The 19514-nt window shown below is 64.8% G+C and carries 16 protein-coding genes; 2 read left to right on the plus strand and 14 right to left on the minus strand.

All coding sequences use genetic code 11. The features are described 5' to 3' along the window. Window positions 1–165: 165 nt before the first annotated feature. The 8 genes from BJL86_RS15600 to BJL86_RS15635 form a co-directional block, all read right to left on the minus strand. Entirely contained in the window at window positions 166–1119 is a 954-nt protein-coding gene (locus BJL86_RS15600) for a sulfite exporter TauE/SafE family protein (protein WP_067478841.1), read from the minus strand. Between the two features lie 200 nt (window positions 1120–1319). Then, on the minus strand, window positions 1320–2306 hold the full coding sequence (locus BJL86_RS15605; protein WP_067478844.1) for a sulfite exporter TauE/SafE family protein: 987 nt from the start codon (window positions 2304–2306) through the stop codon (window positions 1320–1322). Window positions 2307–2497: 191 nt separating this feature from the next. Next, a complete protein-coding gene (locus BJL86_RS15610; RefSeq protein ID WP_082908773.1) occupies window positions 2498–4324 on the minus strand; it encodes a BCCT family transporter in 1827 nt (608 codons plus the stop codon). A gap of 290 nt (window positions 4325–4614) precedes the next feature. Beyond that, window positions 4615–5322, minus strand: a complete 708-nt coding sequence (locus BJL86_RS15615; RefSeq protein ID WP_067478847.1) for a CAP domain-containing protein — start codon at window positions 5320–5322, stop codon at window positions 4615–4617. Between the two features lie 88 nt (window positions 5323–5410). Then, on the minus strand, window positions 5411–5836 hold the full coding sequence (locus tag BJL86_RS15620) for a DUF6114 domain-containing protein (protein ID WP_067478850.1): 426 nt from the start codon (window positions 5834–5836) through the stop codon (window positions 5411–5413). Continuing rightward, complete coding sequence (locus tag BJL86_RS15625; protein ID WP_067478853.1) at window positions 5833–6399, minus strand: DUF6230 family protein; 567 nt, start codon at window positions 6397–6399, stop codon at window positions 5833–5835. The genes BJL86_RS15620 and BJL86_RS15625 overlap by 4 nt, the downstream gene beginning before the upstream one ends. Window positions 6400–6513: 114 nt before the next feature. Continuing rightward, a complete protein-coding gene (aspA, locus tag BJL86_RS15630) occupies window positions 6514–8013 on the minus strand; it encodes an aspartate ammonia-lyase (RefSeq protein WP_067478856.1) in 1500 nt (499 codons plus the stop codon). 175 nt (window positions 8014–8188) lie between these two features. After that, the gene (locus BJL86_RS15635; protein WP_067478859.1) at window positions 8189–8728 is read right to left on the minus strand and encodes a DUF4395 domain-containing protein; all 540 of its coding nucleotides are present in this window, start codon (window positions 8726–8728) and stop codon (window positions 8189–8191) included. Window positions 8729–8928: 200 nt separating this feature from the next. On the opposite strand from BJL86_RS15635, the gene BJL86_RS15640 reads away from it, so the two are divergent. Beyond that, window positions 8929–9303: an SdpI family protein gene (locus BJL86_RS15640; RefSeq protein ID WP_067478864.1), complete on the plus strand. Its 375-nt coding sequence runs from the start codon at window positions 8929–8931 to the stop codon at window positions 9301–9303. Between the two features lie 33 nt (window positions 9304–9336). Here BJL86_RS15640 and BJL86_RS15645 read toward each other — a convergent pair whose 3' ends face one another. The 6 genes from BJL86_RS15645 to BJL86_RS15670 form a co-directional block, all read right to left on the minus strand. Further along, window positions 9337–9837, minus strand: a complete 501-nt coding sequence (locus BJL86_RS15645) for a hotdog fold domain-containing protein (RefSeq protein ID WP_067478867.1) — start codon at window positions 9835–9837, stop codon at window positions 9337–9339. Window positions 9838–9951: 114 nt separating this feature from the next. Further along, complete coding sequence (locus BJL86_RS15650; RefSeq protein ID WP_231887361.1) at window positions 9952–11544, minus strand: alpha/beta fold hydrolase; 1593 nt, start codon at window positions 11542–11544, stop codon at window positions 9952–9954. A 239-nt stretch (window positions 11545–11783) separates the two neighbouring features. Beyond that, window positions 11784–13853 carry a molecular chaperone HtpG gene (gene htpG, locus BJL86_RS15655; RefSeq protein WP_075845095.1) on the minus strand — a complete coding sequence of 690 codons (2070 nt, stop codon included), beginning with the start codon at window positions 13851–13853 and terminating at the stop codon, window positions 11784–11786. A gap of 133 nt (window positions 13854–13986) precedes the next feature. After that, window positions 13987–15003, minus strand: a complete 1017-nt coding sequence (locus BJL86_RS15660; RefSeq protein WP_067478871.1) for a hypothetical protein — start codon at window positions 15001–15003, stop codon at window positions 13987–13989. Between the two features lie 18 nt (window positions 15004–15021). Further along, complete coding sequence (locus BJL86_RS17320; RefSeq protein ID WP_067478875.1) at window positions 15022–16059, minus strand: flagellar basal body-associated FliL family protein; 1038 nt, start codon at window positions 16057–16059, stop codon at window positions 15022–15024. A 288-nt stretch (window positions 16060–16347) separates the two neighbouring features. Then, entirely contained in the window at window positions 16348–18165 is a 1818-nt protein-coding gene (locus BJL86_RS15670) for a phosphoenolpyruvate carboxykinase (GTP) (protein ID WP_067478878.1), read from the minus strand. 356 nt (window positions 18166–18521) lie between these two features. Between BJL86_RS15670 and BJL86_RS15675 the strand changes: the two genes are divergently transcribed. Further along, window positions 18522–19463 carry a TIGR03620 family F420-dependent LLM class oxidoreductase gene (locus BJL86_RS15675; RefSeq protein WP_067478952.1) on the plus strand — a complete coding sequence of 314 codons (942 nt, stop codon included), beginning with the start codon at window positions 18522–18524 and terminating at the stop codon, window positions 19461–19463. Window positions 19464–19514: the final 51 nt, after the last annotated feature.

Raw genomic sequence — 19514 nt, forward strand, 5'->3', positions numbered from 1 at the left:
AATGGATGTCCAGGACGCTAATGCGCGGAAGTCCGCTGCGCAAACACCCGGTGTCGAAACGTAATGACGCTCACTACCTGCAAAAACATAAAAACGCCCGTTGTTAATTTCTCAGCAACGGGCGTTTTTGCAGGTGGACGTTTGTCCAGTTCGTGAGTTCTGGTCTTATTTCTCGGTCAGGGCTGGCTCGGGAATGGTGGACGCATCAGCTACCCCCGATCCCCCCGCATCGGCCGAGGAACCCTTCCCGTCCGCGCGGGTGCGGCGCCACGCCCCCACCCCGAGCACCACGGTGAGCACGGCGACGGCGGCAAGAACGATGCCCACAATCGCGCCGTGGACCTCGAAGATGTCGGAGAACTTGAACAGGTTGGTGATCACGAGCAAGCCGCCGACGAACGTGCCGAGCACGATCGGGCTGATGCGGGTGACCAGCCACGCGGCGATCGGAGCGGCGAGCACGCCACCGGCCAGAAGCCCGAGGACGATCCAGCCCATCTCGGCGAGCTGGTCGGAAAGGCCGAGAAGGAAGCCGATCGACGCGGCGAGAGAGACGAGAAACTCGGAGGCGGAGACCGAACCGATGACACGGCGCGGGGTGGTCTTGCCGGAAGACAACAGCGTAGAGGTCGTGATCGGACCCCAGCCGCCACCGCCGGAGGCGTCGACAAATCCGCCGACCACGCCGAGGGGCACGAGAAAGCCCGTCTTCTGCCGCTGCTCCTGATCCAGCGCGAGGGCAGGCGCCTTGCCGAGACCGAAACCGAAGCGGATCAGCAGGTAGACACCGATGACAAGGAGGATCGCCGTGGTCCACGGGGTTGCCGATTCCGTGGACAGCCGGGAGAGAAAGGTGGCACCGGCGAACGCACCGATGGCGCCGGGCACGCCGAGGCGTACGACGATCTTCCAATCGACGTTCTGGAACTTCCAGTGGCTCAGCCCGCTGGCGAGAGTGGTGCCGACCTCCGCGAGGTGCACGGCGAAGCTCGCTTGCGCGGCGGCGATGCCGGAGAACAGCAACAGCGTCGTCGCCGTCACGCCGAAGGCCATGCCCAGGGCCCCGTCGACGAGTTGGGCCCCCAGCCCGACGAGGATAAAGACGATCAAGGTTCTCATGTCTTCGGCGACTTTCCGTTGGAGTGTGAAATCCGTTGCACCCCGCTTCGGCGGGACGGACGTTCACCAAATCTAGACAGATCTGTCTATTCGGTCCAACGTTCGATTCACCTTGAACCGAACCCTTCAGCCAATTCGGCCAACGCCCTCACCAGGCGCGTTTCCCTTAGCTTTCGGCCGAACCTCTCACATCGCGAGCCTCACTTCTCGCCGCTGCCCCTGTCGCCGGCGGAACGTTCCGCGGCACCGAAATGAGCGTATTTGGCGTCGATGTCGGCTTCGGGGTCTGCCACCTCTACCCTTGCCCCTTCGTCGCGTGCCGCACGTATCCGTTTCCACGCACGCAAGCCGAGCACTACGGTGACGACGACGATCGCGACCTGCAGAACCCCGATCAGAGTCGGGTTGACCTCCATCGTCTGCGACATCCGCAGCAAGTTGAGGAAGACGAGCAGCCCACCGACGAAGGTGCCGAGAACTACGGCATTTACCCTTGCCACAAGCCACGCGGCGAACGGCGCGGCGATTACGCCGCCAATGAGGAGACCGAGGACGATGAGGCCCATTTCGCGCAGCTGGTCACCCATCCCGAATAGGAAACCCAACGATGCCGCGATGGACACGAGGAACTCCGATGCGGACACCGAACCGATGACGCGGCGGGGGGTGGTCTTGCCCGTCGTCATCAGCGTGGTGACCGTCAGAGGCCCCCAACCGCCGCCGCCCGTGGCCGACAGGAATCCCCCGAGGGTGCCGACCGGGGCGAGGAAGCCGCCGGAGTGCTGCTTTTCCTCGGCGATGTTGAGCACGGGCGGCTTGCCGAGCCCGAGACCGAAGCGGAACAGCAGATAGAAGCCGAGCACGAGCAGGATTGTGGTCATGATCGGCTGCGCGGCCTCGGTCGAGATATTCGACAGTAGTGTCGCGCCGACGAAAGCGCCGACGGTGCCGGGGATACCGAGCTTCGCGACGATTTTCCAGTCGACGTTGTTGAACTTCCAGTGACTCACGCCCGCCGCGAAGGTCGTCCCCACCTGCGCCAGGTTCACGGCGAAGCTTGCCTGCGCTGCGGACGCGCCTGCGATGAGCGCCATCGTCGTCGCGGTGATTCCATAGGCCATGCCCAACGAGCCGTCGACGAGCTGTGCACCGAACCCGACGAGCAGGAAGACGATCAATGTACGCAACGCACACCCCTTCTACGGCGCGGAGAGTGCCGCAGAGAAAGGAATGCACCCGGCGTCAGTTAGTCGCCCGCTCCACTGGGGCTATCTGACGCCGGGTGCATCCATTACTCCTTACGCAGGCTCCACTTAGGTTCTTGACGAACCTCAATGTAGACAGATCTGTCTATTTTGCGCAAGACGAGGGTAGCCGCCTAACTCTTTTCGCCGGACGTACCCCCTGCTCCTTCCCCATCACCTGCGCGCGCGGAGACGGATTCCGAACCCGGGCCGCTGCCCGGTCCGGACGCTTCGCCCTGTTCGTCCTCGTCGATACCGAAGAACGAGTTGAACTTGGCCTCGGTGTGGGCCTCGTCGTCGTCCTCTTCCGGTGGGATGTAGTTCGTCGCGCCGATCGGTTCGGGAGTCGGACCGTGCTCGTTCTCCTCCCACTCCTCGGGTGTGTAGGCGCGTTCCCATTGCCTCGTGACGACGGGGTTGCGGTCGCCGAGGTCATCCCGGATGCCCTTCGTCAACGAGAACATCATGACGTAACCCATGATGAAGAAGGGCAGGCCGACGACCGTGATCACCTTCTGCAGGGTTTCGAGACCGCCTTCGCCGGTGAACGCGAGGAGCGAGATGGTCGTCAAACCCATGAGCGCGCCCCAGGTGATGCGCTGGTACGCGGGCGAGAGATCGTCGCGCCCCGACGCCATCATGTCGACGACGAGCGCGGCCGAGTCGACCGACGTCGTGAAGAAGATGACCACCAGGAGAACGGCCAGGCCCGAGATCAGCGTCGCGGCCGGATAGTGGCTGAGGAACGCGAACAGCGCGCCTGGGATATCGCCGTCGTCGACAACCCTGGACACCAGGCCTCCGCCCTGGTTGAGCTCGATATCGAACGAGGCGTTGCCGAAGATGCCGAACCACAGAATCGAGAAACCCACGGGAAGCGCGAGGACACCGAAGACGAACTCGCGAACCGTGCGGCCCCGCGAGATCTTCGCGATGAAAATGCCCACGAACGGCGACCACGTGATGGTCCACGCCCAGTAGAAGACGGTCCACGTATTCTGCCAGTCGGCGAGGTCGTCGTTGGCGGGGAAGGCGTTATTCCAGAAGGCGAGCTCGGGGAGCATCGACGCATACGTGCCGAAGGCCTCCGTGGTCGACTTGAGCAAGAACAAGGTCGGCCCGGCCGCAACGATGAAGATGAGCAGGCCGATCGCCATGGCGATGTTGAGGTTCGACAGAACCTTGATTCCCTTTTCCAGTCCGAGGCCGACGGATATACAGGCCAAAGTGCTGACCACGACGATGATGAGCACCTGGATCCAGGACTCCTCCGGGATCCCCAGGAGGTCGGACAGGCCCGCATTGATCTGGATCGTGCCCAGGCCCACCGAGGTAGCGACACCGAACACGGTGCCCACCAGCGCGACAACGTCGATCGTCTTGCCGATTGGCCCATAGACCTTCGAACCCAGAATCGGGGAGAAGATCGACGACACTCGCGGCGGCATTTTCCGCTTGTAGATGAAGTATGCGAAAGCCAGCGACGGCAACGCGAAAATGGTCCACGTATGGAGACCGAAGTGGTACAGCGTGAATCCGAGCGCTTCCTGCGCCGCGGACGGCGTTCCCGGCTCGACATTCCCGCGCGGCGGGGTCGCGAAGTGCGAGACCGGTTCGGCCACACCCCAGAACATGAGGATCGAGCCGATCCCGGCGGCGAAGAGCATGGCGAACCATGCGGGCGTGGAGTGTTCCGGCCGCTCGTCGTCACTGCCGAGTCGCACGTGCCCGAACCGGCTGATACCGATCCAGATGAGAAAAATGAGGAAGATCGTGACACCGGAGATGTAGAACCACCCCAGGTAGGTCATGATCCAATTCGACGCGGTATCGAAAACGGAATCGACCCAGTCCCCGAAGAAAAATGTGGTCGCCACGAACGCGATGATCGCGGCGACGGAAACGAAGAATACTGCCGGGTCCGTTTTCAGCCGCAGTTTATTCGCAAGCTTTTCGAGCATGAGCGTCCTAGGTCGCAGCACCCCGGAACTCCGACGGGCAGAGTGGTCGTCTGTAGGTCGTCTGCGCCGACCCGGGCAGCGAAACCACTGCCCGGGTGGGGCGAGAACTCTTGCTACCCGCCGGGATGTCGGCCGGCGCCTCCACCCAGGATCGGCAATGTAAACGCCCCTAGGAAGCGTTTTAGGCGTACCGATAACGAACCGTTAGTGAATTCGTAGCTAAATGTTATTTTAGCCCGTGCAAAGGCCATTCCCCAGGGCTGACTACGGGTTTCACCCTGCGCGTCGGGTTAGTAGGTGAAGTCCTGCACGACCCACACGCGTCCGTTATTCACTGCGACACCGACTCCGAGGCCGCGGTATGCGGGGTCCTCGAGATTGATCTTGTGTCCGGGCGAGTTCTCCCACAGGCGAACGAAGCAGGCCGCGTCGCACGGATCGGAGCTGGCGGCAATGTTCTCGCCCATGCCCTGATCGAGCGCGCCCTGGTTGTGCGCGACCCCTCCGACCCGCGACAGGTGCGCGGCGTGCGCACTTGCGACATCTGCCGCGTGCTGGTTCCAGGCGAGCGGACGCAGCCCACGCTGGGTCCGGTAGTTGTTGGTCGCGTCGAACACCGAGCGGGACATGGCCGCCGGGTCGGTGGCGTGGCCTCCCCCGGTACCCGGGACCGACACCGGCACGCCGCCCGAACCTGCGGCGATGTTGGCGGCGATATCCGCCGGGCGGCCAATCCCCGGAATGGATGGCATGCCGCCGAGCGCGTTGAGGACGGCCGTGACGACCTGGTCGTGAATATCGCGCTGGATCTGCTGTGGATCCGGAAGCGCCAAATCCGCAGAGCCCTGCGCATCGGCGGTGGGCGTGACCATGAGTAGCGGGGTCGCGGCCGCGACCGTTCCCGCGACCATGCGTCCGAGCGGGCGACGCGCGCCGCTTGCAGCCTTGGTCGAAGTCTTCGCATGCCCGTCGGGCGTATTCGTTGTGCCGTGTGTCATCTAACTAAGTCCCCAATTATCTGTGTGGTTTGGTAACGCCGTTATTTCACGCTCTGTAACCATACCGAGACTTTGCGTTCGACACACCTCAGTGCGGGATTTCTTCGGGTCCCTTCATCTCCACTTTCGGCTCCGCCGCAGGTTGACGGCGGACTTTCGCAGAATTGCGGTCGCCTTCCGACCAGGACAGCGCAGCGGCGGCCCCGAGGACGCCAAGGACTGTGCCGACGACGAAGCCGCCGAAATTGGCGGCCGGAAGCGCCACGAGGGCGAGCGCGCCGCCCATCCAGCCGGCAAGCACCCGGGTGTTCGGCTGGGCGTACATCGATGCCGCGCACCCGATCATCCCGATGCCGGTGAGCAGCGCGCCCGGCGCGGTCGAGCTCGTCAGCGCGATACCGAGCCGCGCGAAGGAATCCTGCAACAGAAAGGTCGCGAGCACGACCACTCCGGCGAGAAAGAGAAGAATGATGGCAAGCCAGGGACGCTCGATTTTCCCGCGCCTCGACGTCAACAAGAACCCGGCCCCCGCTGTGCCTCGAGGCGGATTCCCCCAGTGGTGAGCTTGTCTGCGGTGAGCCCGAGTACGTCGACCTCGAGCGTCGGGGAATCAAGCACGTTGCCGACCACGGCGATGCCGCCGGAATTGGTCCGCTCGTCCGGGGATGTGAGCCCGGCGCCGATCTGCGCGCCATCGAGCGTGAGCGCGCCCGAGATATCCGTAGCGTCGATAACGAGGTTCTGCGCCTTGAGACCGCCCTCGCCGGCGAGGTGTCCGACCAGCGTAACCTCGCCGATGATCGGCACGTCGACAGTGCTGAGCAGGACGCAGGCATTGGCGATGGTCGCGTCGCCGAGGCGGACCATCGCAGAGGGTGCCTGATCGTCACCGAAGGGCCCGTGAGCGGGGATGATCTCTGCGCTGGTGGCGCGGAGGCCCTCGAGGTTCGCCGTCGCGAGCGCGGAACCAGTAGAAATATTTATCCCGTTCTGCGCGGTGGCGACACCGGCAACCCCGGAGGCGAGCAGGCCCACAGTCGACAGCACGACGAACCGTCCACGACGTGTATAGCCCACTTGGCCCCCTCTATTCGCACTTGCACAACCGCCTTGCCGCGGTTCCACAAGTGTTGGACACGAGGGCCCAATTTGTCAATATTGTGTCCACTACCTCTGTAGTGACGTGCGTCTCTATCGCGAGCCCGGGTTCTTACGCTGGCGCATCTTGTCGAGGTAGCGGGTGCCCTTGAACTCCGGGTGGAGCAGGTTCTGCGGGGAGAGGATGTCGTCGAGCTCTTCCTCGTCGAGCAACCCCATCTCGAGCACGACCTCGCGAACCCCTCGTCCCGAGCGAGCGCACTCCTTGCCGACGAGGTCGCCGTTGTGGTGGCCGATGATGGGGTTGAGGTAGGTGACGATGCCGATCGAGTTCATCACGAAGTTGCGGGCGATCTCCTCGTTCGCGGTGATCCCGGCGACGCACTTCTCGGCGAGCGTGTAGCAGGCATTGGTGAGAAGGTCGATCGACTCGAACATCGATTGCGCGATCGCCGGCTCCATGACGTTGAGCTGCAGCTGCCCGGCCTCGGCCGCCGCCGACACCGTGACGTCGTTGCCGATGACCTTGAAGCACACCTGGTTGACAACCTCGGGGATCACCGGGTTGACCTTCGCCGGCATGATCGACGAACCGGCCTGCATCTCGGGCAGATTGATCTCGTTGAGCCCCGCGCGCGGCCCCGACGACAGCAGACGCAGGTCGTTGCAGATCTTCGAGATCTTCACCGCCGTGCGCTTGAGCGCCGCGTGCACGAGCACGTAGTCGCCGGTGTCCTGGGTCGCCTCGATGAGATCCTCGGCACCCGAGACCGGCAGGCCCGTGACCTCTTTGAGGTGCTCGATCACCGACTCCTGGTAGTGCGGCGGCGTATTCACACCGGTACCGATAGCGGTCGCCCCGAGGTTGAGCGCGAGCAGCGTCTTCGCCGAACTGGCGAGCACGCTCATCTCCTCGTCGAGGTTGACGGCGTACGCCCCTAACTCCTGGCCCAGCGACATCGGCACCGCGTCCTGCAGCTGCGTGCGGCCCATCTTGAGCACGTCGCGGAACGCCTCGGCCTTGTCGTAGAACGCCTCGCGCAGGGCGATGAGCGCCTTCTCGTAGCGCTCGAGCGCGGCCCACAGTGCAAGCCGAAACCCCGAGGGGTAGGCATCGTTCGTCGACTGCGAGCGATTCACATCATCGTTGGGGCTGATGACGTCGTAGCGCCCCTTCTCCACGCCCATGTGCTCGAGGGCGAGGTTCGCGATCACCTCGTTGGTGTTCATGTTGATCGAGGTGCCCGCCCCACCCTGGAACTGGCACGAGGGGAACTGGTCCATGCAGCGCCCCTCGTCGAGCACCTGGTCGCACGCCCACACGATCGCCTCGCACTTTTCCTCGGTGAGCACACCCATGTCGCGGTTCGCGAGCGCGGTCGCCTTCTTCACCTGCACCATTCCGCGAATAAAATCCGGGATGTCGTTGATCGTCAGTTTCGAGATCGGAAAATTCTCGATCGCGCGCGCCGTGTGCACCCCGTAATAGGCCTCCGCCGGGACCGCCTTCTCGCCGAGGAGGTCCTCCTCGACGCGGGTCGCACCCGCGGCTTTCGTAGTCGAATTTGCACTGGCGGTGAGGTTTTCGCTCATATCTCCTGGTCCGCTTCCCGGTCTAAAAAAGGATCACTTCTTTATGACGGCGCAGTGGCGCGATTTCGGGGCCACCGGCGTGTTCCCCACCAGGCTAGGACGAATCGCGACGCGGAGCGTGAAATTGAGGAAACCCTCCGTTTTCGCGTCGCCCCTCTACCGTTGTCGAGCTGCGCTATGCGGCCGGTCGGTTCCAGATGTTCGCGCATTCGACGCACACGGACTCGGGGATGATCCCCGTCTTCTGCAGCTGGGCGAATATCCAGCAGCCGAGGCAGAAACCGAGCGCGGACTCGGCCAGCGCGGCAAGGGTGAGCGCGCCGAGCACGATGCGCGCGGCGAGCCCGAAGTCGGCGAGGAACAGCGCGAACGCGATAAACGAGAACGTGAAGCCGATCGTCTGGGCGAACCGCTTCGGCGGACCGGGCACCAGCTTCGGCTCGCGCGCGACCCGAGGTGCCAACACATGCACGGACAGCCTGCCGAACGGGGAGTACCGCGGCCCGCCGGCGACACGCAGCGCGAACCCGACCGCCATCACCGCGGCGAGCCACGTCGCCACCGGTTGCGGGCTCGCGATAGTCACGACAGCAAGCGCCACGACGAGCGCGGCCGTGCAGCGCGCCGCATAGTCGTTGACCGGGTTCGGGAACTCGAACGCCCCCTTCAGCGCACCGCCGCGCCCGGAATCCTCGTCGAGGCTCACGTAATTCATCTGTCCCACTCCTAGCGCCCGCGCACCTGCGCGAATTCTAAGAACCGTAATACTAGACAGATCTGTCTATCGCAAGATTTCGACTCTCCCCGCGCCCAAATCCGCGAAGCAATTAGAGTCGACACCGCACCACTTTTCCGCACTGCAATTCAGTGCGATTCTCCGCAGCCAACACGCCGACACCAAGGAGCCCTCCGCCGATGGACGCCACGGGATCGCTTTCGCTCCTCGTCGGCGTTGCCGTGCTTTCGTTGGTCACTGGGATTCTGGTCCCGCAGATCCACGCGGGCGACTTGAGCCGAAACAGCCTTGTCGGCATGCGCACGAAGGCCACGCTGTCCTCGGACGAGGCGTGGGAGGTCGGCCACCGCGCATCACTTCGCTATCTCGTGTTCGCGTGCATCGCGGGCATTGTTGCCATCATCGCCGCACTCGGCACGTTCGTGTTCGCGGACGTCTCCTCCGGCGCCGGGGAGATCACTCTCGCCGCGATTCCCATCACAGCCTTCACGGGGCAGATTGTCGCGATCATCGCCGGAGGCGTGGCCGCCGATCGCGCGGCCAAAACGGTCTAGGCCGCGCCGACCAAAGCCGGCTGCGACCCCCGCCTACTTCTTCGGCGTCACCCAGATGGTGATCGTCGCGCGCACGGACTCCTTGCCCTCGGCGTCGGAGAAGGTCACCGGCACGGGAATCTCCACCCCGCTGGTAATGGCCGAGAAGTCCGGAATCTCGTCGAGTTCCGCCGTCGCCGTCAGGCCACCGGAGGTGATCTTCAGGTACTCCGTCGTCATCCCCTTGGGCAGCCACCGGTGCGTCGAAGGCACGGTCGCCTCGGCGACCATCCCCATCGCCATCTCGGCGAGGTTGCACGCGGCGATCGCGTGGAAGGTACCGATGTGGTTCTGGATCCCCCACCACTTCGGCGCCGTGACGACCGCCTTGCCCGGACGCATCTCGACAACGTGCGGAAGAACGGTGCCGAAATACGGCGCCTTGAGCGCGACGCCGAGGCTGAACAGGCGGGTACCCAGCGGCTTCGCCGAGAGTTTGTTCCACAGCTGCATGGTCGGGGTGGGCTTGGTGCTCTGCGCGGCAGGAGAGTTCATACCCCTTACCCTACTCGCCGGTAGGGAGTTAGCGAAGGCATCGCCCAGGATGGCGAAAGCCCGGGCGCCGCGCTCTCCACGGTTCCCGGGCATTTTCGCCTTATGACGTCGGACCTACGTCTCCGGCATGGGGATCGGCGGCGCGGGCGCCTCGGTCACACCGGTGTGCCCGGTGCGCAGGTATTCGAGCACCGCGGAGTCAACGGTCTCGTTACCCTTGGCGAACTGGCCGTGGTCGCCCCCGCCGACTGTGATCACGTGTGCGCGCATCTGGTTCGCAAGTACCATGCCCGGCTGATAAGGAGTCTGCGGGTCACCGAGGCCTTGGAGCTGCAGTGGCTTCGTCTCCAATGCATCGCCGGAGAGCGCCGGGAGCTTCGTCGTCGCCGGGAATCCCGCGCACGCGGCGCCGGAGTCGTACATCGCTCCGTACATGTCGTAGACGTCGCCGGAGACGAAGGACGTCCAGAGGAATTCCGGGTAGCTCAGCGGGTTCGGCGGCACCTGGTTCTCGTTGCACAGGACTATTTGCTGCATAAAGATCGGCTGCAACGCGTCCGCCATCGGGGTATCGAGATCTGGAATCTCTTCCGTTTCGGCGCCGGCGCCCAATCCTTCGGCGATCGCCTCGGCGAGGTAAGGCCACGACGCCGACTGCGGCACCGAATTACGGGTCTGATTGAGCACCATCGAATTCGCCTGCTGGGCGGTACCCGGGTTCATCAGGGTTCCGACGAGGTTCTCGAGCTGGACCCGCGCGGGATTGGTGAGGTTGGTGCCGTCGATGTACTGCTGCGCGAGCGCGGTGAACGCCGGCGGCACGTCGCCGACCTGAGCCGGCGGCGGGGCGACCGACGGGTTGACGCCGACTTCTTCGACAATGAGGTCCGACCACCGCTGGTACACCTTCAGCGCCGTATCGCCGAGATGATAGGTCTCGTCGTTCTGCGCGATCCACTCGAACATGTCATGTGTGCGCTTCTTGTACCCCGGGTCCTGCGCGTTGAGTAGTCCGTTCCACACGTGGTTCGGGCTCACACCCGAGTCCAGCACGAGCTTGTCGGTCTGAGCCGGGAAAAGCGAGGCGTAAGTCGAACCGAGGAGCGTGCCGTAGGAGAGACCGAAGATGTCGATCTTCTCCTCGCCGAGAGCCTTGCGCACCTCTTCCCAGTCGCGGGCGGTGTTCTCGGTGTTGACGTGCTCGGTGTAGCCGGGGGTGTTTTGTTCGCACGCGGCGCGTAGTGCGCCGCCCCCATGGGTCACCGACGTAACCGGGTCGATGAGTTCCGCGCCGGTGCAATCCACGGGAGTCGAATCGGGAAGCCCGCGCGGCTGGACGCCGATCAGATCGAACTCATTGCGAAGCTCCTGCGGCCAGGTGAACAGGCCGTCGTCGAAGTACGAGAGCACGTCGCCGTTGGGCCCGCCGGAGTTACCGAACAGGGCGCCCCTGCGCTGCGAGGGATCCGCGGCAGGATGCTTGACGACGGAGATGTCGATCTTCTCGCCTTCGGGATTGTCGTAATCCATGGGCACCTTGAGCGTCGCGCACACGGCGGTCGGCGTGGTCACGCGCTCGGGACATGGTCCCCAATTCAGCGCCTGCGCGGGAGCCTCGGCCGCGGGGGCCTCCTGGGCAATCGCGGCCGGAGCCAGCGCCGCCGACGAGCCGAAAGCGAGTACCGCGGCCGCTGCCAGGGAAGACACCGACCGGACACCGCGGCCCCCGAATCGATTGCTTCGTAGGTTCGGGGGCGCTGAACTCATTGGCGGGCCTTTCACATCTGCGTTCACGGTAATCTTCGGCGTCGGTTATCCAGAACTTATTGTCCCTTAACCGGTTCCGCCTCGCCACGATGTAACTCGATTGTTAGGTCCGAACACAATGCGAGAAGGCCCTGCCCCTCGCGAGTGAGAGGCAGGGCCTTCGCCCGAACTCTGCCGCCCTAGAGCCGGCTTGCCAGCAGCTTCGCGAATGCCGCAGGATCGGACAGTTCGCCACCCTCGGCGAGCACGGCGACGCCGGCGAGCAGCTTCGCGGTCTCGGCGAGCTCGGCACGTGCCGCCTGGTCCTCGTTGCTCGTCGCCGCGAATTCGCTACGCAGCTTCTCCACCGCGGAATGCTTCGGGTTGAGCTCGAGGATCCGCTTCGAGGTGGGCACCTCCATGCCGTTCGCCCGGTACATGCGCTCGAGCTGCGGGGTCATGTCGAAAGTGTCGCCGACCATGCAGGCGGGCGAGTCGACGAGTCGGTGGGACAGACGCACCTGCTTGACCTCGTCCTCGAGCGCCCCGCCGAGCCACTCGAGCAGGTCCGAGAAGTCCTCGTCGGCCTTCTTCTCCTCTTCCTCGGACTTCGCATCCGGCGCCGTGCCGACCTTGTCGAGGTCGACATCGCCCTTCGCGATCGAGCGCAGCGGCTTGCCCTCGAAGTCCGTGGCCGCGTCTACCCACACCTCGTCGACCGGGTCGGTGAGCAGTAGCACCTCCACGCCGCGCGCGCGGAACGCCTCGAGGTGCGGGGAGTTCTCCACCGCGGCACGCGAGGCGCCGGTGATGTAGTAGATCTCCGTCTGCCCCTCGGCCATGCGCTCGACGTACTCGGCCAGCGTCGTGCGCGGGTTCTCGCCCTCGCCCGCCTCGCGCGTCGACTCGAGTTCGGTGAACTTGAAGATCTGCTCGCGGTTTGCGTCGTCGGCGATGAGGCCTTCCTTGACGACGGCGCCGAAATGCTGCCAGAACTCGTCGAACTTCTCGCGCTCGTTCTCGCGCATCGCGTTGACGGCCTGCAGCACCTTGCGGACGATGCGCTTGCGGATCGCCGTGATCTGCCGGTCCTGCTGCAGGATCTCCCGCGAGACGTTGAGGGACAGGTCTGCCGCATCGACGACGCCCTTGACGAAGCGGAGGTACTGGGGGATCAGCGCTTCGGCGTCATCCATGATGAACACTCGACGGACGTAGAGCTGAACGCCTCGGCGATGGTCCGGGGAGAACAAATCGAACGGCGGCTGCGAGGGGATAAACAGCAGCGCCTGGTACTCGAAAGTGCCCTCGGCGGAGATCGTCAGCGTCTCGGCCGGCTCGTCCCACGCGTGCGAGACGTGGCGGTAGAACTCGGTGTACTCCTCGTCGGTCACCTCGGACTTGGGACGCGTCCACAGCGCCTTCTGCGAGTTGAGCGTCTCCTCCTTCGTCTTCGGACCCTCATCTATGACGTCGGAGTCGGCGCTCTCGTCGTCGCCGGAGTCCTCGCCCGCCTCATCGGCGGAATTATCGGGAACCGCCATCCGAATCGGCCACGCGATGAAGTCCGAGTACGTCCGCACCACGCGGCGCAGGGTGTGCTCGGCGACGTAGTCGGGGAGGTCGGTATCGCCGCCGGTGGGCTTGAGGTCGAGCGCGATCGCGGTGCCCTGCATCGGGACCTCCCCGTCGAAACCGAGCGAGGCCGCCTCGGCGACCGGGACCGTCGCGATGTCGTAGGTGTCCTCGCCGGACGAGCGCCACAGCGTGATCTCGTCCTCGCCCGCCTTGCGGGTCACGAGTGTAACGGTGTCGGCGACCATGAAGGTCGAGTAGAAGCCGATGCCGAACTGGCCGATGAGGTCGGCCGAGGCCTGCTCGGACAATTCCCCGTCCTTCGCGGCGGCACGGGCGGCGGCGAGCTGCTCGCGCATCGCGGCCGTGCCGGACTTGGCGAGCGTGCCGATGAGGTCGATAACCTCTTCGCGCGACATGCCGATGCCGTTGTCGGTGACAGTCAGCCGGCGCGCGGAATCGGACTCTCCGCCGTCAGCGATGAGCTCGATGTGCAGGTCGGAGGTGTCCACTCCGGGGAGCTCTTCTGTGAGCGCGGCGAGGCGCAGCTTGTCGAGCGCGTCCGAGGCGTTCGAGATGAGCTCGCGGAGGAAGGTGTCCGGGTTCGAGTACACCGAGTGGATCATCAGGTCCAGAAGCTGCCGGGTCTCGGCCTGGAATTCGCGCTTTTCCTGGCCGCCAGTGGTGGTGCTCAATGAGGTCCCCTTTCGCGTGGTGCGGGTAGGTATTTTCTTTCCGTGGAAATAGTTATACCCGCGCCGGCCCGCTTCCTCTTCCAGGAGGTATGCGGTCCGGCGCGGGTATCACCGCGCTCGGGTTTAACTGCGGTTACGGCGCGGGTGCGGGCTCGCCGAGATCCTGTCCCATTTCCGCGCCGGGCAGCGGTGCGCCCTCGGCGGGAGGTGCGCCTTCCGGCGCCGGGGCGGGCGCGCCTTCCTCGGGCATGCCCTCGGGTGCAACCCCGCCGGCCTCGGGAGCCGGGACGAACTCGGGCTCGGGTGCCGGGGCTTCGGGAGCCTCGCCCGCGGCCGGATCTTCGGCCGGTGCCGGCTCGGGTGCCGGAACGACCTCGGACGACTCAACAGGCGCCGTGGTCTCGGTGTCCTCGGCGGGCTCGTCGGAGTCGTCGCCTCCGGAGATCAGCGCCCACGCGATCAGGGCGATCGCGATGATCGCGACAACGCCGATGATGATGCCGATGATCTTCCCGTTGGACGACCCGCCCGGGGCGCCCGCGGCGGCTTGGCCCTGCGCCTCTTCGCCGCGGTGGACATCCTGCTGGTACGGCGGCTCGTAGCCGGCCTCGTGTCGCGTGCCGTGGTGGGTCACGTCGTTGCCATGGACCGGCTGCGGGTAGCCGGCCGGGAACGCGGTGGTTGGCGCACTGTCCCCGTATCCCTGGTGCGGGAGCTGCTCGTGATCCGGCCCCTGCGGGATCTGGGTGGTCTGCGCATCAGGGTCACCCGGATATCCGCCCTGCTGCTGACCGGGCTGGCCCTGCTGGCCGTACTGCTGCGGATTGCCGTACCCGGAACCGCCTTGCCCTTGCGGCTGCTGGCCCTGCCCCCAGGACTGCTGCCCGGGACCGGCCGCGTGCTGCGGGCTGTGGTTTCCGCCCTGCGGAACCTGCGGGGTCTGTTGGCCCGGTCCGGCCGCGTGCTGCGGGCCGTGCGAACCGTTGCCCACATTGCCGGGCTGCCCCTGCGAGCCGCCTGGGTACCCGGCGCCAGACGGCGTCGCTCCCTCACCGCGGTAAGTGGCATCTTCGGGGTAATACCCGTCAGTCCCTTCACCGTTCGGGTTCGACCCGAACGGGTTCCCGTTGTCGTTCGGGGGCTTCGTCATTCGATCCTCCACGTACTTTTAGGGATTTTCCTTACTTGTAGAGTAACTGCACTTCAATGAATCGGAGTCCAGGTTGCCCTCATTCGACGCAACAACCTCGCCGTCGACGAGGATCTCACACGAAGCATTGAAATCGGCATCGCCGTAATCGACCGGATAGACGATCACCGAGGTGTACGAGTATCCCGTTTCACCCGTAGTGCTCTGACCCGTCCATTCGGTACCCACGTTCTGAGGCCCGTTGGGGGCGTCGTCCGGGCCGGTGAACGAAACTTCGACGTCCTTATCAGCACGAACGTTGACGGTGATCTCCTTGTTGGGCGCGCTCTCGGTCGACACCTCGCCCGCACCCGACGCGCCCGCAGTGGAACTCTCGGTGGCGCTCGGCGCCGCGCTTGTCGTCTCGGATCCCGCAGTCGACTCGGCTTCGCCACTCGGCGAGGCCTGGCTCGTTTCCGTCGCCGGGCCCGTCTCCTCATCATCTCCCCCGCGGGTCAGGAAATACGTCGCGGCCGCCGCGATGAGCACGAGCACCACGATAATCCCGGCAATAGCCAGCAGAGGTCCCTTGTTTCCGCCGCCGGAATTGTCCCCGCCGTCGGCAGGTCCGAAGCTGCCATAGCCCCCTGGGCCGTTCGGGCCACCGGGCCCTCCGTTCCCATTGGGCCCACCGGGCGCGTTGCCGCCCGTGTTGCCACCCTGTCCGGCTCCGCCGTAGGCACCGGGGTACGCACCCGCTCCCGCGCCGCCATAGCCCTGGCCGCCCTGACCACCCTGTCCGTAAGGATTCTGCGCGCCCGAGCCCTGGCCGTACGGGTTCGCTCCGCCCGAGCCCTGCCCGTACCTACCCTGGCCGTTCTGCCCCTGCCCGTACGGATTCGACCCATAAGGCTGCGAGTTCCCCTGACCCGACGGTCCCGAGGCCGGCGGGTATCCGCCGCTGCCATTGTGCGCCCCGCCGTAGGGGTTGGCGTCTCCGTACGGTTTCGGCGTCTCGCCGGATCCGTAGTTCGGCCCGCTGCCGGGGTAGGGCGATCCATTGGGCGGTTGGGACATTTTTCTCTACCTCTTCGTGTCGTGTTCTATGCGCTACATCTCGTTCGTGGGACGTTCTCGCATTCCCGCTTTCGCGGCTTGTCCGCGCATGCGCGGCAACGTCTCATCTGTATCGTGCCCTGCGCATGCCCGCGAGGCCACCGTTTTCTCGGCTTCCTCACACTTTTTTCTGAGTCTCACACAGGCAAAAAAGTTCCCGCCCCTCCCGATCGACGCGCGCAGCGTCCATGTCGGGAGGGGCGGGATCTTCGCCCTGCAGCGTTCAGTTATGTATGACGGCGGAGCCCCTTAGACTCCCAGGCGTCCCTTGAGCGCGCCGAACTGTCCGTAGACCTCCTCGGGCACGCGGTCGCCGAGGAACTGTAGCCATTCGGCGATGCCCGGGATTTCCTCGCGCCACTCGTCCTCATTGACGGCGAGGGCCTTGTCGACCTCTTCTGCGGAGACATCAAGTCCCTCGATGTCGATCTGCGAGGAATCCGGGACCACACCGATCGCGGTGTCCTGGCCCTCGGCCTTGCCCTCGATGCGCTCGACGATCCACTTGAGTACGCGGGTGTTCTCGCCGAACCCGGGCCAGATGATCTTGTTGTTCTCGTCGCGGCGGAACCAGTTGACGAGGAAGATCTTCGGCAGCTTGTCTGCATCGGCCTTCTCGCCGATGTTGATCCAGTGCTGGAGGTAGTCACCGACGTTGTAGCCGATGAACGGCAGCATGGCCATCGGGTCGCGGCGGACCTGGCCGACGATGCCCTCTGCGGCTGCAGTGCGCTCGGAGGACAGCGTCGCACCGATATATACGCCGTGCTCCCAGTCGTAGGACTCCGCGACCAGCGGGACCGTGGTCTTGCGGCGGCCGCCGAACAGGATCGCCGAGATCGGCACGCCCTCCGGGTTGTCCCACTCGGGAGCGAGCGATGGGCACTGGTCCATCGGAGTGCAGTAGCGGGAGTTCGGGTGTGCGGCCTTGTCGTCCGAGGCCGGGGTCCACTCGTTGCCACGCCAGTCGGTGAGGTGGCCGGGCTCGCCCTCGAGCCCTTCCCACCACACGTCGCCGTCGTCGGTCTTGGCGACATTGGTGAACACGGTGTTGCCCTTTTCGATGGTGTACATCGCGTTGGGGTTGGACGAGTAGTTCGTTCCCGGAGCGACACCGAAGAAGCCGGCCTCGGGGTTGACGGCGTAGAGGCGGCCGTCCTTACCGAAGCGCATCCAGGCAATGTCGTCGCCGCACGTCTCGGCCTTCCAGCCGGGCAGAGTCGTCTGGATCATCGCGAGGTTGGTCTTACCGGCCGCGGACGGGAACGCGGCTGCGACGTAGTACACCTTGCCCTCGGGGCTGGTGAGCTTGAGAATGAGCATGTGCTCGGCGAGCCAGCCCTCGTCATGCGCCATCGCCGAGGCAATACGCAGCGCGTAGCACTTCTTGCCGAGCAGAGCGTTGCCGCCGTAACCCGAGCCGTAGGACCAGATCTCGCGGTCCTCGGGGAAGTGCGTGATGTACTTGGTCTCGCTGCACGGCCACGGCGAATCCTTCTCCCCCTCGGCCAGCGGCGCGCCCACCGAATGCAGGGCCTTGACGTACTCGCCGTTGTCGCCGATCTTCTCGAGCGCCTCGGTGCCCATGCGCGTCATGATGCGCATCGACGTGACGACGTATTCGGAGTCGGTGATCTCGACACCGAGCTTGGGGTCCTCGGCGTCGAGAGGGCCCATGCAGAACGGGACGACGTACATCGTGCGACCCGCCATAGAGCCGCGGTACAGCTCCGTCATCTCGGCGCGCATTTCGGCCGGGTGGACCCAGTTGTTCGTAGGTCCGGCATCTTCCTCGGTCTTGGAACAGATGAAGGTGCGCGATTCCACGCGGGCGACATCCGCCGGGTCCGAGAGAGCGAGGAAGGAGTTCGGCTTCTTTTCCTCGTTGAGCTTGACGGCGGCGCCAGACGAGACGAGCTGCTCGGTAAGTCGGTCCCATTCCTCCTGGGACCCGTCAACCCACACCACGCGCTTAGGCGTGGTGAGATCAGCGATCTCCTTCACCCAAGCGATGAGTTCCTCATGCTTTGTCGGGGCGTCGGAAATTCCCGGCACGGTGCTTGTCATGTCGCTAGCGCTCCTTATGTACCTTGATGTACCTGTTACGTCATGAAATCCACATGAGGTTCGGCGTAAACGTAGGCATCACTGTTCCACATACCAGGATACGGAACGCGATCATCCTACGGAAACACGGGAGAAGACGCCTTACGAGGCGCCGCCCGGCGGAACTCCGAAGTTCCCGCGCGATATACCCATTCTCACTGTGCCCGAAAGCAAAGTTCGGAACGTTCACAACGTGTACCCGCGGAGCTTACGGCGAATAGTCCGCCGCACCTCCAGCGTGTTCCAGTACGACGATAAACCACCCATCTGCGGACGGCGAACCACGCGTTCGTGATCCGTGACACACAATGGTGGGCATGGACATAGCTGGAAATTCGGAAAGGACCGACGATGGCAACGCGAAGCGACGCGGCCGGATAGGTCTGTGGAGCGCATCCCTCGGCGGCGTCGAGATTCCGCAACTCCGTGACATAGTCGCCGAACTCGACTCGCAGGGCTGGGAGTCACTGTGGTTCGGCGAGGCGATCGGCCGCGAGGCATTCGCGCAGGCACAGATCCTTCTCGAGGCGACCGAGCGCATGCGCATCGGCACGGGCATCGCCAACATCTGGGCCCGGGACGCCCACGCGAGCGCCTCGATCGGCCGCACCTACGAGGCGCTCTACCCCGGCCGATTCGTTCTGGGGCTCGGCGTTTCCCACGCGCCGCTCGTGCAGCGCCGCTCACACGACTACAACAAACCCCTCGCCGCTATGCGCGATTATGTAAGCGCAATCAACTCTACGCGCCCCGAAGCCGCCGGCGAGGAGACACTTCCCGACATCGTGCTCGCCGCTCTCGGCCCGAAGATGCTCGAACTCGCCGGGACGGAAACGTCCGGCGCGCATCCCTATCTCACGACTCCGGAACACACCGCCCGCGCGAGGGAGATCCTCGGTGGCGACGCCGATAGCGGCCCGCTGCTCGTGGTCGAGCAGGGCGCGGTTATCGCGCCGTCCGCCGTCACAGATGTAGAGGAATGGAGGCGTAGGGCGCACGACCACCTGGAGATGTATACCGGACTGCCGAACTATCGGAACTCGTGGAAACGGCTGGGCTTCGACGATTCGGACTTCGTCCGTGGTGGGTCGGAGCGGCTCGCCGAGGCGCTTATCCCGCGAGGAATCGAGGCGACGATTGCCGCAGTCGACGCGCATTTCGAGGCCGGCGCCTCCCATGTGCTGGTCCAGGTTCTCGGGCCGAGCGTGCTCGAACCTCCGGTTGAGGATTGGCGGCTGCTCGCCGAGGCGCTGAGGTAGCTTCATCGAGATTTTTTCCGGCGTGCCCTGCGAAATTGTGGCGCAGCTCGC

Source organism: Dietzia timorensis (assembly GCF_001659785.1).
Classification (GTDB): domain Bacteria; phylum Actinomycetota; class Actinomycetes; order Mycobacteriales; family Mycobacteriaceae; genus Dietzia; species Dietzia timorensis.